This window comes from Orientia tsutsugamushi, from assembly GCF_900327275.1.
GTDB lineage: Bacteria > Pseudomonadota > Alphaproteobacteria > Rickettsiales > Rickettsiaceae > Orientia > Orientia tsutsugamushi.
On sequence record NZ_LS398548.1, the window covers coordinates 1,262,699 to 1,278,687 of the forward strand.

General features: G+C 29.3%; 8 protein-coding genes and 7 pseudogenes. 6 read left to right on the top strand and 9 right to left on the bottom strand.

All coding sequences use genetic code 11. From position 1 onward, the window contains the following. Positions 1 to 547: 547 nt before the first annotated feature. The 4 genes and pseudogenes from DK405_RS06675 to DK405_RS06690 form a co-directional block, all read right to left on the bottom strand. Positions 548 to 1,373, bottom strand: a pseudogene (locus DK405_RS06675) (IS5 family transposase). A gap of 262 nt (positions 1,374 to 1,635) precedes the next feature. Continuing rightward, on the bottom strand, positions 1,636 to 2,850 hold the full coding sequence (locus DK405_RS06680) for an aspartate kinase (RefSeq protein WP_045912284.1): 1,215 nt from the start codon (positions 2,848 to 2,850) through the stop codon (positions 1,636 to 1,638). A 280-nt stretch (positions 2,851 to 3,130) separates the two neighbouring features. After that, positions 3,131 to 3,628 carry an SH3 domain-containing protein gene (locus DK405_RS06685; RefSeq protein ID WP_045912285.1) on the bottom strand — a complete coding sequence of 166 codons (498 nt, stop codon included), beginning with the start codon at positions 3,626 to 3,628 and terminating at the stop codon, positions 3,131 to 3,133. After that, positions 3,609 to 5,351 (bottom strand): cation:proton antiporter domain-containing protein, encoded by a 1,743-nt coding sequence (locus tag DK405_RS06690; protein WP_045912286.1) that lies wholly within the window; start codon positions 5,349 to 5,351, stop codon positions 3,609 to 3,611. Before DK405_RS06690 ends, DK405_RS06685 begins: the two co-directional genes overlap by 20 nt. A gap of 172 nt (positions 5,352 to 5,523) precedes the next feature. On the opposite strand from DK405_RS06690, the gene DK405_RS06695 reads away from it, so the two are divergent. Both DK405_RS06695 and DK405_RS06700 read left to right on the top strand, forming a co-directional pair. Further along, on the top strand, positions 5,524 to 6,096 hold the full coding sequence (locus tag DK405_RS06695) for a 5-formyltetrahydrofolate cyclo-ligase (protein ID WP_012461313.1): 573 nt from the start codon (positions 5,524 to 5,526) through the stop codon (positions 6,094 to 6,096). After that, a complete protein-coding gene (locus tag DK405_RS06700) occupies positions 6,093 to 6,707 on the top strand; it encodes a CvpA family protein (RefSeq protein WP_045912287.1) in 615 nt (204 codons plus the stop codon). The genes DK405_RS06695 and DK405_RS06700 overlap by 4 nt, the downstream gene beginning before the upstream one ends. Here the strand turns inward: DK405_RS06700 and DK405_RS06705 are convergent. Further along, a pseudogene (locus DK405_RS06705) lies at positions 6,675 to 7,818 on the bottom strand (TraC family protein); the annotation flags it as partial. The gene DK405_RS06700 and the pseudogene DK405_RS06705 sit on opposite strands and share 33 nt — an antisense overlap. A gap of 88 nt (positions 7,819 to 7,906) precedes the next feature. After that, positions 7,907 to 8,002, bottom strand: a pseudogene (locus DK405_RS06710) (IS5/IS1182 family transposase); the annotation flags it as partial. Positions 8,003 to 8,031: 29 nt separating this feature from the next. Here DK405_RS06710 and DK405_RS06715 point away from each other — a divergent pair. The 3 genes from DK405_RS06715 (at position 8,032) to DK405_RS06725 (ending at position 14,086) form a co-directional block, all read left to right on the top strand. Further along, a protein-coding gene (locus tag DK405_RS06715; RefSeq protein ID WP_109510629.1) for an IS5 family transposase occupies positions 8,032 to 8,855 on the top strand; the annotation gives its coding sequence in 2 pieces (ribosomal slippage) (positions 8,032 to 8,419 and positions 8,419 to 8,855; 825 coding nt in all). Positions 8,856 to 8,961: 106 nt separating this feature from the next. Beyond that, a complete protein-coding gene (locus DK405_RS06720) occupies positions 8,962 to 11,547 on the top strand; it encodes a hypothetical protein (protein WP_045912853.1) in 2,586 nt (861 codons plus the stop codon). Between the two features lie 40 nt (positions 11,548 to 11,587). After that, the gene (locus DK405_RS06725; RefSeq protein WP_045912852.1) at positions 11,588 to 14,086 is read left to right on the top strand and encodes a hypothetical protein; all 2,499 of its coding nucleotides are present in this window, start codon (positions 11,588 to 11,590) and stop codon (positions 14,084 to 14,086) included. Positions 14,087 to 14,102: 16 nt separating this feature from the next. On the opposite strand, the pseudogene DK405_RS16155 reads toward DK405_RS06725, so the two are convergent. The 3 pseudogenes from DK405_RS16155 to DK405_RS15780 form a co-directional block, all read right to left on the bottom strand. Continuing rightward, positions 14,103 to 14,266: pseudogene (locus DK405_RS16155) on the bottom strand (IS982 family transposase); the annotation flags it as partial. A 20-nt stretch (positions 14,267 to 14,286) separates the two neighbouring features. Beyond that, positions 14,287 to 14,382 (bottom strand): annotated as a pseudogene (locus DK405_RS06735) (IS5/IS1182 family transposase); the annotation flags it as partial. 27 nt (positions 14,383 to 14,409) lie between these two features. Further along, positions 14,410 to 15,139 (bottom strand): annotated as a pseudogene (locus tag DK405_RS15780) (IS982 family transposase); the annotation flags it as partial. Positions 15,140 to 15,592: 453 nt separating this feature from the next. Between DK405_RS15780 and DK405_RS16160 the strand changes: the two are divergent. Further along, positions 15,593 to 15,782, top strand: a pseudogene (locus tag DK405_RS16160) (IS982 family transposase); the annotation flags it as partial. Between the last annotated feature and the right edge of the window lie 207 nt (positions 15,783 to 15,989).

Below are 15,989 nucleotides of genomic sequence, written 5' to 3' on the forward strand. Positions count from 1 at the left end.
ATGCCTGTGGAGCAAACGTACCATACTGATAACATTATTTCAACAACAATGGAGGTAATGACGAATGATAAAAATATCTATAGAATTACAAGGCATGAGAAGGAAAATATAGTCATCTACAATGATGTTTGAGCATAGAAAGAAGAGATAAAATAGTTAATATAATCTGTTGGTTATAAAGTTATTTTTCTGCTATTTTATTCTCTAGATTTAAATTCGATAGAAAAGTTTTGAGCTAATATGAAGAGGTGGATTAGAAATCAAATTACTCAATTTTATGAATCTATTATCGCTTTTTTCTATGCTTGAACCCCATTGAAAATGACTATATATCTTATCAACCAAATATTACGAGCTGCTGGATAAATTACTTTAGGGTTGGTAACTCTAGCAGTTGTTTTGGATATGTAAGCGACTTGATAGAGAAGAAAGTAGGATATCATCTAATGCAATTACGTGAATTGAGAAGGCTTATGCTGAAAAAGGTGTCGTAGAAGAGAATTATATGAGAAGATTGGATTATATAATAGACCTCTTTCGAAACTGGTTAAGGTAGATCAAAATTATAAATGCCAAAGATCAAATTAAATCTAAGACCGAATCTTTTACGTCTATTTCGATATTTGTCAGCAATAATTTTGAACCGTTTTAGCATACCAATAACGTTTTCACTCACAACTCTTTCTCCTGCTAATCTACAATTATTCTTTTTATCATTTTTAGTTAAAGGATTTTTCTTGCTTTTTTTCTTTGGTAATTCAGAATTATTGTGAATTTTTTGTATACCTTGATATATCCTGTATCAGTAATCACTTTAACCTTAGGATTGATAAGAATTTTGGATTCCTTAAATAATCTAAAGTCATGTTTTTTACAGTTAGAAAAATCTGTACATATTACTTGGTGCGTTTTTTCTACCACTATTTGAGTTTTTAGTGTATGCCTTTTCTTCTTTCCTGAATAATAGAATTTTTGTTTTTTTTAGGTCTTTCTATAGGACTCTCAGTAGCATCAATCAAAACTACTTCATAATTCATATCGCTCTTCATTAGAGCTTTACGACCTGGAAGAGCAAAGTTTGGATGTTTAACTAGGGTATCTTCTACCCATTTAACAGCTTTATATGCTGAACTTTCACTAATCTCATAGTTCTTGCATATATGGAAATAAGTAAGGTATTCTCTAAGGTGTTATTTTAAGACCATCAGCAACTGTTCCTCCAAATTGAGCTTATTTTTACTCCCACCTTTTGATTTCTTAAGACAATCAGCTTTCCTTAAAATATCCACCATCTTTGAAAATGTTCACTTCCTTACTCCTGTTAATCGACGAAATTTTTCATCCTATAACTCTTTAATCTGATCGAATTTCATTATTACCTCAAATCAGATCTTTATAACACTATTCTACATCATTCTCTAGTTTCGAAAGAAGTCTAATGATTACCAAATTCGATATTATAGATCTTTGAAAGCAATAACTTACAACATGCTATAGACAATGTCAGGAAAGCGCATATAGGTAATCTATACGTTAAGTTTAACATGGCGTGTAATGGATATGTTGATAACTAAACTACTACGCCTTCACTCGACTATACTTATGTAACAAAGATATTGCAACACTTCCTTGTTACTAGATTGCGGAACTAGCAGTTGAAATTAGATGATGATGTAGCTCAGCTACTATTGGTTCAACATCTATTTTATTCAATATAATAGATATTCTAGCTTCTAAGGCTAATATTCCTAAAATTTGCACTTCAAACTTGCTAAGAACCATGGTAATTTGCTGAAATATTGATGGGTTATATTTTATTGCGTATCCTACTACTGATACTGATGCTACATTATTAATTTGGTAGCTATTAATGATACATTGGTTTTGTAATTCATCAAATGCTTTTTTTGATGCAGCTAAATCAGATAATGGTATGATTATACTAACCTTATTTAATTGGTAGTTAGTAATTTGCTCTATTGAGACTGAATATTTAAGCATATGATTTATAACAAGAAAAAATTGTTTGTTATCATTGATGTATATAGTTACTAAAATTATATCTTTATTATACGTAATACCTGTAATTTGAGGTTGTTCCATTGTTGTAATCTCTTGAATTGTTGTTCCTTGACCTTTGCTAAATGCATGTATTACTTTAATAGGAACATTATAGCGCATACCCATTTGTACTGCTCGATGATGAATTACTCTTGCTCCAAGCGAAGCTAATTCCAGCATTTCTGTATAAGCGATTTTATCATGCTTGCAGGCTTGTGGTATTAGTTCTGGATCAGCTGAAAATATTCCGTCAACGGTAGTATATATATCACATCTTTTTGCTTGCAATGCTGCTGCAATAGCCACAGCTGTAATATCAGATCCTCCGCGTCCTAAAGTTGTAATTCTATTATGATTCGTGATACCTTGAAATCCAGAAATAACTGGTACTATACCTTGTAATAGCATATCATGAATTAAGTTAGTATTAATATCGATAATTATTGCTTTAGAATGATAATTATTAGTTTTAATAGGTATTTGCCATGAGTGTAATGATCTAGACTTAATTGATTTTTGTTGTAAAGCTAATGCAAATAGTGAGGCTGTCATAATCTCTCCACTACTTAAAGCACTATCATACTCTGCTAATGTTTCAGGAGTATATAATTCACTGTTTAAATTGTAACAAAATGAAATTAATTTTTTAGTAATGCCAGCCATAGCTGAAACTACTACTATAACCTTATTGCTAGCATCAATTTCACGCTGTACTTTTGTTACTAAGTTAGCAATTTTGGCAGTATCAGCTACACATGCTCCACCAAATTTTTGTACAATAATATTCATATAAATTAATAGTCAGCGTATATCTTTTTTTATGTGTCAAAAAATTTTAAAAAAATTATTATTTACTGTAGTATTAATTTATGTTTTTAGCCCAAACTACATTACTCAATTAAGTTAGTTCAGCTGTTATTATAGCTAAAATAGTTGAATTATATTACAGAGAAGAAAAAAATAATATGTTAAGATAATATAAATTATGGTATTAATATATCATTATTAGTACTATAATTCAAATTACTTATTAACTATATTTATAAAAAATAAACTTTTGTAAATATATTTATTCATGATCATATACCCCCCATAAAATTTTCCGATCTATCCAGCCAATATAATTTTTGCAATGTAACTTACACATTAAAGCTGTGCATTTTTTTAATTCACACCTTATTTTAGGCTCAAGATATGCAATAATTCTACTTTCATAATTAGATGACTTATAAAGATTCTGTATTTTATTACTGTTAATAACTACTGTTCTTTTTTGAGATAAAACACTGGAGTGAATCCATCCAAAGTCACCTGTTATATCGCGCACATAGTACCATTGGTCAAATTTATCAACTATTTCTAATGGCTCATCTTTTTTAGTAAATATCCACTTAATTGGATATTTGATATTTGGGCCTGTTCTCATGTTGATTTCATTAGCTTTGGTTGAAACAAACCTTGGAATTTTAGTATTTTTGTTATCTGATAACGCAGCATTGATAAATACAGTAACCATAATTATAAATGTTATAATAAAGCTGTAAATTCTACTCGTTTTCATCATCATTATCTAGGGTTTGGCTTTGCTTTGTAGCTACGTAATTACCTGAACGAAATTGGTTTTTAATTCTATTAACTTCGTAATCGCTAATGCCTATTACTTTTAAGACTTCGCTACCTAATTGTAATCCAACCTCATAATCTGATGGAACAATAACTGTTGCTCCACATTCATAGAATTCATTAGAGCGCTGCAAATCTTTTGCTTTTACAATTATAGCAATATGTGAAAAATTATTTGATATAGCTTTTAGAGTTTTTTTGATTGTAATTTCATTACTTAAAGACAAAATAACTGCTGATGCACGCTCTATTCCTAGCGCTTTTAATGTGTCAACTTGAGAAATATCTCCCTGAACAATAGGAAAACTACTATGATTATCTTCTTTTACAGCTTGTTCATTAATATCAATTGCAATATAACGTATATTTTCTGCTTCTAGAACATTTGCTACCATTCTACCTACACGGCCAAATCCTGCTATAATAATATGATTAGTTAAATCTCTAGCTCCTTGTTCAATAATTTGAAGTGGATTATACTCCTCCTTTTTACCATTGCCAAGCAGGTCAGCAATTTTTGCTCCTGCTACAGATAATAATGGAGTTAAAGCCATAGTACAAGTTACAACTAATAATAAAGTTTTACCAATTGAGTTTTCAATAATTCCCTCCTTCATTGCTTCATTAAACAAAATAAAAGCAAACTCACTACCTTGAGATAGCAGTAATCCTGTATGTAATGCAATACTCTTATTAAAGTTAAATAGAATACACAAGCCAGTAACAATAGTTGCCTTAATTAGAATCAATCCTATTGAGCAAACCAAGATTGTTTGCAGATTTTGAATAATTTCATTAACATTGATATGCATTCCTACAGACATGAAGAATAAGCCAAGTAATAATCCCTTAAATGGATATATGCTTTCTTCTGCTTGTAATCTAAATTCAGTTTCAGCCACTAATATACCTGAGACAAATGCTCCTAGTGCAAGCGATAAGCCCTGATGACTTGTTCCCCAAGCAGCAGATAATACAATAAGTAGAGTTGTAGCTATGAATAATTCATTTGTACTTCCAGGTGGTTTATCAATAGAAATTACTTTGAATAAAGGCCTTAAGAACAGTTGACCAGTAATAAATATGACTATTAGTGCTATTATAGCCTTAATCAGAGCAATGCCCATAGCTTGAGCAATAGATATGTCTGTTTTATTAGATAGCATTGGTAGTATAACAAGCAATGGTACCACAGCGAAATCTTGCATTAGTAATACTGATAATGCAACTCTACCAACTTGACTGGATTGGCTACGACTTTCTTCAATTACCTGAAGAACGATAGCAGTAGAAGACAGAGCTAACACCGTTCCAATAATAATTGATACATCAACATTATCATAATATAACATGACACAACCACCGATTATTACACTAGTGATGATTACTTGTAACGATCCTAAGCCAAAGACATACCTTCTCATAGCTTTTAATCTTTCAATTGATAATTCTAACCCAATTGCAAATAATAGAAAAACCACTCCAAATTCAGCAATAGCACTAGTATATTGAACGTTGACAATTTTAAGGCCATGATCACCAATTAGAGCTCCAGCTACCAAATATCCAAGTACAGGACTAAGCTTTAGTTTTTTAAAAACTATTACAATACAAATTGCAGTAGCAAGTAGTATAACGATATTTGGTAAAAAGTCATAAGATTCCATTCTACTCTTCTAAAACTTAATTAGTTAGATTTTAAGAACGTAATATATATCTGGAGTTACTTTACATTCTATTGCAATAAACTATTATACATTATACTTAAAATAATTCTAAATTAAGCAATTACTGTGTTTAATAATGTTTTATTACTCAACCTGTTAATATAACCTCAGTATGCATCAAAATTATTATAAACAAACTCTACGTTCCAAATATAAGAATATACGAATCTTGGCAAATAAACAATTAAAAAGTTGTTATCAACAAAGCCATCAAATATTGTTAAAAGCTGTATATATTCTTACTTCATTACTTCCTACTAATTCTGTAATTGGTATTTATTATCCATTTAAAGGCGAAGTTAATGTATTAGATTTGTTAATGATAATGCCTAACTATAAATTTGCTCTACCAGCTCTTATTGACAAACAAATGTTATATAGCTACTATTATATAGGTTGCCCAATCAAAAAACAAGAACATGAAATATATACTCCAGTTGGTACTGATATAGTGCTGCCATCTGCATTATTAGTTCCAGGTTTGGTGTTTGATGTTGCTGGTTATAGAATTGGCTTTGGTAAAGGATATTATGATCAATACATATCGCAAGCCAGAAGTATTAATAGCAATAACATAGCAATTGGAGTATGTTTTGATATACAGCTAAGAAACTTCGTACCTAGGGAGTTGCATGATCAAAAAATGGACTATATTATAACAAATAAAACATTAATTGTAACATGAATATAATAGATATAATTTCTCTTGTAATCTTTATTAGCGCAATTACCTTAGGGTTTTATAAAGGTGGGTTAAAATTGATTATTGGATCAATTTTTTTTGTGAGTTCAATATTTTTAACTGTACTTTTAACTCCTACATTGCAGGATATAATTATTGAATATACTCATAGTTTGCTTTATGCAACTATTATAAGTAGTATTTTATCTTATGTTATGTCGTTGATATTATGTACAGTGTTAAGTAACCAGGTTATTAGGCTTATTAATCCAATTACTGATGGATTATTGGATAAATTTTTTGGTATGTTGTTAGGCGGAATGCAAAGCATATTACTTTGTGTCTTTTTATACTCTATATTAGCTATTATGTCTACACGAAGTTATATTGATGCATCAAATCATAAAGAAGTAAAACAAAAAATAAAACAACATCTTCCAATATGGCTGCATAATTCAGATTTCTTTACTTTATCTGGGAGTTTAGCAATAGATTTAATTGATGTTATTCCTGAAAAACAATTTAATGATATATTAAAATCAATTAATACGTCACATAAAAATAATAAAAAGCATGACTTAGTTCATAATAGCAATGGCAGTATTGAGCAATAAACTAACTAAGTATAGCTGAACAATGAATAGTGCAGTGTTGTTTTTTGTTATACAAGCCATAGCTATACAAAGGTTAAAGTTCTCGTTTGGAGCTACTCCATGCTTATTTAATATAGGTAATAAAGCTCCACCAAAAGGTGACCAATACATTATTTGTCGTCATCTGCCAGCTAGTAACATACCTGGAGAGCTTAAATCACCTTTCCATTAATAATATTTATTCTTGCATTAATATTTCTTTCCATAGTTTCTCTTTTAGTTATAGCTATAGTTCTTTCAATAGCTTGATTTGATAAAATTTACAGACCAAAATGAATCAGGAAATTTGATTTTATATATTCATCACTACGCATTTCATTGCCTAAAAACAGATCCATAGCAGATAATTTCGACTCTGCAGGTCTTTTGCGAGCTTCTAGACTGATAAATATTTGATCATCATTTACATTTACAAAATCATCATTTTCAAATAACGAAAAATCTCCACTTAGAATTTGTTCAGACAATATTTCATACTCGTTAATATTCAAATGTTCTTCTTCAGGCCAGCCAAATATTACTCTCAGAAACTTTAATAATTGCTGTGCATCAACATTTTCAGTGCTTAATCCAATCGACCTAAACGTATCTTTTAAAGCATCTCTTCTGCGAATCATATCATCGATATTTGCATTTACATTAGGTATAGTCACTGAAATCAACAATACTACATCCTTTATAGAGCCTGATTTTTGAGCTTGATTACGCAAAAACTCTGTTCTTTTATTTGCTAACTCAATAAATATCTCTCCTTTACGATACGACTGCCAGTTGCTTAAAAAATGTTCGATATTATTACTACCAAGCATCAAGACTTGAAGGCTACTTTCAGCTGGTAAATTTTCATCACTTTTCAGAAATTTAGCAATTTCATTTTGAGCCAAAACACTAGCTTCAGCCAATCGGCATGCAAGCAATACAAAGCCTATTGAACCACGATTAAAGAATAGCTGAGTCTCATCATCATATGATTCATAGACAAAATGTTTAGAGAATCTTTTTCGCGATCAAAATACTTATGTATGCCTGCGTTTACCTTGGCTCTGTTTGGATTTAAATAAATTAATAAGATATTAGACTTCTTTCGAAAGTAGACAATGATGTAGAATGGTGTTATAAATATCTGATTTGAAGTAATAATAGACCTCTTTCGAAACTGGTTAAGGTAGTTCAAAATTATAAATGCCAGAGATCAAATTAAATCTAAGACCGAATCTTTTACGTCTATTTCGATATTTATCAGCAATAATTTTGAACTACCTTAACCAGTTTCGAAAGAGGTCTAATGAAATTCGAACAAATTAAAAAGTTAGAGGATGAAAAATTTCGTCGATTAACAGAAGTAAGGAAAGGGATATTTTCAAAGATAGTGGATATTTCGAGAAAAGCTGATGGTCTTAAGAAATCAAAAAGTGGGCGTAAAAATAAGCTTAATTTAGAGGAACAGTTGCTGATGGGCTTAGAATACCTTAGAGAATACCGTACTTATTTCCATATAAGTCAGAACTATGGGATTAGTGAAAGTTCAGCATATAAAGCTGTAAAATGGGTAGAAGACACCCTAGTTAAACATCCAAACTTTGCTCTTCCAGGTCGTAAAGCTCTAATGAAGAGCGATACGAATTATGAAGTAGTCTTGATTGATGCTACTGAGAGTCCTATAGAAAGACCTAAAAAAAACAAAAATTCTATTATTCAGGAAAGAAAAAAAGGCATACACTAAAAACTCAAATAGTGGTAGATAAGAAAACGCGCCAAGTAATATGTACAGATTTTTCTAACGGTAAAAAACATGACTTTAGATTATTTAAGAAATCCAAAATTCTTATCAATCCTAAGGTTAAAGTGATTACTGATACAGGATATCAAGGTATACAAAAAATTCACAATAATTCTGAATTACCAAAGAAAAAAAGCAAGAAAAATCCTTTAACTAAAAATGATAAAAAGAATAATCGTAGGTTAGCAGGAGAAAGAGTTGTCAATGAAAACGTTATTGGTATGTTAAAACGGTTCAAAATTATTGCTGACAAATATCGAAATAGACGTAAAAGATTCTCTCTTAGATTTAATTTGATCTCTGGCATTTATAATTTTGAACTACTTTAACCAGTTTCGAAAGAGATCTATTACAACCTAAACAGGTATTTATAATGAATAGCAAAATAGTAGATATTATGGTAATATCTTGATAAATCTTTTTGGAGAAGGAAGCATGTCTAAAAGAAAAAACGAAAATCAGATTTTTAGTACAAGTAATGACAATCTATATAAGAAAAGGAAGTATGATGAAAAAGAGAACTCCATAACAAAGGATACTAATCTACAAAAGAAAAGAAAGTATGGTGAAGATGAGAATTCAGTAACAAATGATGACAATATACAAAGTCTCAGTTCTCATAAAAAACAACGTACACAACAAAGTAATTTACTAGATGAGAATATATTTAAAGATTGGTTTATGGTACCACTCAAACACATCGCTTCAACCAATATCATTACTCGCTTATGGATAAATCAAAGTACTATAAATCAGATAAGCAATTTATTTAATCATTCTGCTGATATATTACGCGACTGGCGTAAACTGAAAAATAGTATAAATGATAAAATACTAATGTTGCAGTTGCCTGAATCTATAACTCAACAATTGGTAAGTATCAATAAATTCATAGGAACAGAGCTATATAAGTGGATAAAATATCATGATAACGATGTCCTTTACAATGACAAATCTGAGTATTTAGCAATAAATTATATCTGTAATATAGAATGGACTCCAAGAGGAACAATTAACTATCTACAAACAGCTAGGAATATTTTAGCAAGAGATGATAATGGTTTGAGTAATGATCAAAAATATCGACTTGCTTGTAATTATTGTTTAGAGGATAGTATTACAAATTATGCTCAAAAAGTTAATCTAGCAAGTTATTTACAAACCATTAGTATTTATAGCCAGCCTATGGTTTATTTTTGGACTTCTCATACGTACTCTACTAATATTGATAGTACAACTGCTGATGTAAAGACAATTGATGCATTAGTGAGTGATTATAATAATCGCAATAGAACCAACATAGACACAAATACGTATATATTCAATATTCTTATTGAGGATAACTGTCATAAAGCCATGAATTGTGTGCCAATAGAGTATATTTGGAATAGATTTAGTTATGAAGAGCAATTAAAAAAGATAACATTAGCAATAAACAAAATAAATAATCGAGAGTTTAGGTCTTTATTATTATCTCAACTTGATTATGAACAGCAGAAAAAAATTTTTCAGAATAGTTATTTTTTAAGTATTACGCTAATGAGGTTTTTGAATGATTTATTATTGAGTGATTACTTCTTACCTATAGCATATAATGCATTAAATATTATGCCAGAGAAATCATTCTTTTACTTAATAGAGGCAGTAGCTGATAGAATTGGTCCAAGCTTGTATTCAAAAACTTATGACGATAATTATTATAAATTTATATTCAAGGAATTATGGCAATTTGCTCCAAAGCGGTTAAAGGAATATGTACTTGAATGCAATGATACATATATAATACAAAATTTTATTGTATTTAAGTTATTTTTGAATGATGAGATTAATAATGATATAGATATAGCAAAGTTAGTATTAGCTGACGCAAATGCTACGCACAAATATAATATAATGTTTTGCGGCTCACTGCAATGTGGAGTTAAGAAATGCAGTGATTTAATTATCAAGAACCAATGGAATTTTTTAGATACATTTATTAAGCTGCTTATATCGTCTACAGAAGATATAAACACGCTTAAACAAGAACTTATAAAAGATCATGGATATCAGATAACAATACATTTTTATCAAAATCAAGAATATGATAAAGCTGAACATTTTCTCAAGTGGTGTCTAGAATCAGATAAAAAAATAAAAACTTTCAAAAAAGAATTAGCAAGCAAGGAATTTTCTTGCAAAATATTAGAGTCGATTGTTACAAGCAACAAATCTGATTTTATAGAGATAGAACACTATTTTCAGTGGTGTGCTGCAAATAATTTAAAAATAATTAATGAGTTAAAGGAATCAATTCCACAAAAATGGTTTCAGGAAGTAATTTTTAAATTAATAGAACAAGATCAGTATGAATTATTAGACCAAATTTTAAATTGGTGTTTTTCAAATGATCAAGAAAAAATTAATAATTGTAAAAATAGTTTCTATACAACAAAGGGAAGCAATTCATATTATTGTTTTAGCTATTTAATTTATAGGTTAATAGAGAAAGATGATTCATTTCAATTATTAGATAAATTTGTTAAGTGGTGTTTTACTGATATACAAAAAATAAATCAGTTTAAAAAATGGATACTTTGTCCTCAAGATGATATCTACAGTGTGTGTATATATCAATTGCAAAAATATAAATTTGAATTAGCTGACAAAAGTGTCAGCTGGGCTGCGCTTTCTCATGAAGAAATTGCTTTATTTAAAAATAAGTTACTTGGTTCTGAAGACATAAAATATATTGTAACTTATTACCTGGCAGAACCAGATAAATTACAATTGCTTATTAAATGGTTTAGTCCATCAATATACGCAATAACAAATTTTAAAGAGATAATCTCTAACAAGTCTTATTATAGTTATTGTAGTGAATCATTAGATAGATATTTGCAAGAATGTGAGAATATAGATCATAGCATAAAAAATGATGTTAAAGATATTGTAGAAAACTTACTACTTAATGTGGAAAACATTACTTCTAATGATCAGTCAGCAGTGAATGCTATAGGAGAATTAGCTCTTAACATTTAGATTTAGTGTAATAGTAATATAAAATTAAAATATATAAAAAATGGGCAATAAATCAGAGTTAATTGAGATTTTTTTGAATGACTATAACAACTTTGAAAAGTCGTTAACTAAAACATTTGATAAAATTCCTATAGCAAGAAATACTAATAACAAGGATTTTTGGATGTTCCTTTTTATTGGTTCTGCATTAACTATTCTAAATAGCGAGTTAAGACAAAATGTAAAATCTATTTGCTATAGCATTACTAATAACAACATCTTGAGATTAGCATTTAACTTCAACAATAAAATTATATTACGATCTATATCTATTGGATTTAATGATGAAGTTCATGGAGAACATCAATTTTCAAGGAAAGATCTTGATCAAATAAAAACTCTTTTTTCATATGACAAAATCATAAGCCTAAAAAGTACTTGCTCAAAACATATTCATATCAAAATTATTCGTGGCAAAACTATCAAAAAACCCAAAATAAGTGTTATATGCACAGACAATATTGAAGAAACAAGAAAAGATAATGCTAGCAGCAAGTTTATTAATGTTAATCCTTTAGATATGAAAGGAAAAACATTAGATATGTGTTTAAAGCTGATTTCTCAGCCAACAGATAGTAATAATGATGATGATAATGACGATGAACAAGATTATACAGAAAATGTAGAGCAGCTATTTAATTGCTTTAAAGATTTATATAAGCAAGGCCAATGGATCTTTGGTACTTCAGAATCACGTTATCATGGGTTTGTTTACGGAGCATTAGTATTAAACTTCAGACAAAAATATTCAATGGATGTATATGTCGAACAAAGCGCAGGCAGAGGATATCTAGATTTGTATTTGCTATGTAAACATTATAATCATAATCAGATAGCTAATGCTGATGCTATTAAAATAATATCTGAATTTAAAAATGGGAATAATAAATACCCTTCTGTTGCAGATGCAATAAAACAGGTAGAGGATAGGTGTTATGCACAACTTATTGGTAGAACTCAATCGAATAAGACTATAATAGTAGGAGCTGATTTTGGAGATATAACTAAGCAAGTACAGGCAAAATTTATGCTGCTTGATAAATTGCCTGAGCGAGATTTTATAACTTTCATAGCTGATTCACAGACAAAACTGTCTAAAGCTAATATAAAAGAAGAAATAAGGTGGATATTTAAATCAACACGTGCAGAGGAATCATTAGCTAAAATATTATTAGGAGAGTTATTATCAAGCAAAGTACAAAAAAAGTTTGCAGTTTTTCTTAATAAAATTGATAATGATGAAACCAAGGCTAGTATATTTATTCTTAAGCAATTTAATAACAATATAATATTATCTACTATTGAGAAAGATGACAAGCCGCTACAGAAATATTGCAGACTAGGTAGTACTAGATTACAGAGCAAGCACAATAAAGAGGTTAACGTAACAGATGAAGTAGAATATGCAGTACGATATATTCAAAAACAGTATAAAATTAATTCTGGCACAAAAATTACCATAATAGTTAATAGAAAAGGACAAAACTACGAGACTTACTTAGAAAGTGTAGATATAACAAATTTAAACTCTAATCCTTCTGATACTGATGTTGGCTATAATATAAAAGACTATATAACACAACCATATAATATTAAGCACAGTATTGATGTATGCAAGCTGATACTAGAATTACGACCAGATATACAAGATGATAAGTTGGAAGAACTTGCTAAGCTTCAATGCGAGCTCTGCGAATTTCAAGCATTTATCACAGAGGAACGCGACTTTCAGGCTATATTACATGGATTATTCTCATTCAAGAAGTTTGAAGAAAATACAACTTTAAGGGCAATATCAGAAGTAACATTTGGCACAGGCAAAGCGGATTTAGTATTAGCATCTAACCATAGTATACTTTATTTTGAGTTAGCTTTATTAAAGGAACATAACGTTGATACTTTGCTAAATAAAAAAAAACAGCAACTTGATAAATACCTGGTAAATGCTAAAGTTATTACTAATGATAAGAATGCTAACGGAGTAGTACTAATTTTTGATAGCAAAACAGGTAAGTTATATAACAGGTATCATACTGCGCCAGTTGAGCATTCTTCAGATGAAGGAGGGAAAACACCTATATATAATCAAATAGAAACGCTAGAACCGCGGCTTTTGTCACCAATAGATCAAAATAGCCCTACTAAAGCTAAAAAATCAAAAAACTCTCATAATGAAGAAGATTCTAATATAAATATAATAAAAAAAAGCAAAATGAAGTCAGTTGACAATTTTGGCAGCACTAATGATTCTAATAGACAAAAAAACGTATCTCAAAACTACAACATAAATAACTTTGATGACATTGAAGGAAACAGAGATAAAATTTATATAGGTAGTGAAAACTCCATAGAAGACAAAAAAAATACTGAAGTTGATAAAAATGCTCAACTGCTTGCATTTGTACAAGATGGGTGGCATGGACAAGAAGATTTAAATTACAATAATCAATCAGCTTCTATTCTTAGTAAGACAATAGGGTTAGATAATATACCTGAGTAAGCCTTTAAAAGCAAGATTAGGATAAGGTATAGTAAGAGAAAGAATAGGAGATAAGATTAGGATTAAGTTGTAGATAGAATAAGTTGCAAGAGAAGCAATTACAAGAGAAGCAATTATATGAACAAAGAAATTAATAAGAGAACTGTACATAGTATGATCTAAATGCATATGTTTTTTCAGTAAACCTCTTTCGAAACTGGTTAAGGTAGTTCAAAATTATAAATGCCAGAGATCAAATTAAATCTAAGGCCAGATCTTTTACGTCTATTTCGATATTTATCAGCAATAATTTTGAACTACCTTAACCAGTTTCGAAAGAGATCTAGTACATTAAAGACAGACTCAATTAAAGAACGTTTATTTAATAACCGCTTATCTTGTATATCCAATAAATATGTTTTCATATCTTTACGAAGATTAGTAAATAAACGTAGACCATTAGTCAGCAGTTGATGAAATAACTCCTTAATATGTAGGCTTTATCACTAAACAGTTTACTAGATAAGCCTTTAGGAAAAAACCGAAGATACAGATATGTCGCTTTTATTGCCTTTAGTAATTTTAACTGACATTATTTCGCCTTTATTATTGATTATAAGATGAAGCTTAAAGTCTAAGAACAAGCCATAACTACTTTTACCAATTTTAGAAATTTTGTTAAAAACTCTATTGCTGGAGGTACGTTTATTATGACAAATTGTTAACTTTGTAGCATCGATGTAATATATACCAGTTTCTTCTCCTTTCAGATAATGCATTAATATTGCTAATGGTAGCAACATTCTAGGCCACAGTTGTATTATTCTATTATAGCTTGGTAAACAAAAGTATCCTTTATACTTATGACTCAAGTAATATAGATGATAATTTTTACAATCCTTGCATTGAGATACATAAAAATATATCGCTATTGTTAATAACTAAGCTAAGGACAACTTCCCATCTCTGTTCCTTTGATTACTACTTGGTATTAATCTCTTTCTCTCACACTCTTGATATATCTTGCAAAAATTGTCTATTAAATAGTATAACTGTTATAATACATTTTTTCATGTTGGGTTATTCATTGTTTATTTAAATTTTTTTTATAACTCAACATTCTCTCTTTGTATACCTTTTATTCTCTACATTTCATATTTCCACTTATCCTAATCTGGCGTTTTAAATCTACTGTTTTTGCCTTCTATTCGTTTAGTTAAATCTTTATTTTCAATAATTCTTGCCTTGCCTTATATTGATTACTTTCTCTAAGCACTTCTATTTTCTATAGCAATCAATTAGTACGATCAGATTATCAACCATTTTACATACTCTGTGTAGTCCAATTACTTGGCTTACTCACATACTTTGCTCTTTCTGAGACATGTTACTTACTTCATTTAGGTAAACATTGCTTAAAACTCCAGAATAAGATAAGATAAAGTATGAAAGTCATAGAATAAAAGATATACAAAAAGATAATGTTAAGTTACAAAGAAAATTTAAATAAACAAGGAATAACCCAGCATGAAAAAATGTATTATAACAGTATACTATTTAATAGATAATTTTTGCAAGATATATCAAGAGTAGAAAAAAGAAATTAATATTAAGTAGTAACCCAAGAAACAAAGATAGAAAGTTATCCTTAGCTAAGTTATTAACAATACTGATATATTTTTATTTGTCTCAATGCAAGGATTTTAAAAATTATTATTCTATCATAGTTTTTAAATGAGGACTTTTATGAAAATTTGCATTATCTATCACAAATACAGAATTATTCGGTAATTTTATGAATTAAATACTGTTCTATCACACAGTTAAAAATAGTAGTATTAACATTACAGTCAAAAACTGATACGGTTAGCAGAAATTTATCTACTAATGCTCCTATAACATTAGTTCTATTTGATAGATGCAA

Bases quoted from the DNA above. Each gene is read 5' to 3' on its own strand.
- DK405_RS06685 (WP_045912285.1), bottom strand. From the start codon at position 3,628: ATGATGATGAAAACGAGTAGAATTTACAGCTTTATTATAACATTTATA.
- DK405_RS06700 (WP_045912287.1), top strand. From the start codon at position 6,093: ATGAATATAATAGATATAATTTCTCTTGTAATCTTTATTAGCGCAATT.
- DK405_RS06680 (WP_045912284.1), bottom strand. From the start codon at position 2,850: ATGAATATTATTGTACAAAAATTTGGTGGAGCATGTGTAGCTGATACT.
- DK405_RS06690 (WP_045912286.1), bottom strand. From the start codon at position 5,351: ATGGAATCTTATGACTTTTTACCAAATATCGTTATACTACTTGCTACT.
- DK405_RS06695 (WP_012461313.1), top strand. From the start codon at position 5,524: ATGCATCAAAATTATTATAAACAAACTCTACGTTCCAAATATAAGAAT.
- DK405_RS06725 (WP_045912852.1), top strand. From the start codon at position 11,588: ATGGGCAATAAATCAGAGTTAATTGAGATTTTTTTGAATGACTATAAC.
- DK405_RS06720 (WP_045912853.1), top strand. From the start codon at position 8,962: ATGTCTAAAAGAAAAAACGAAAATCAGATTTTTAGTACAAGTAATGAC.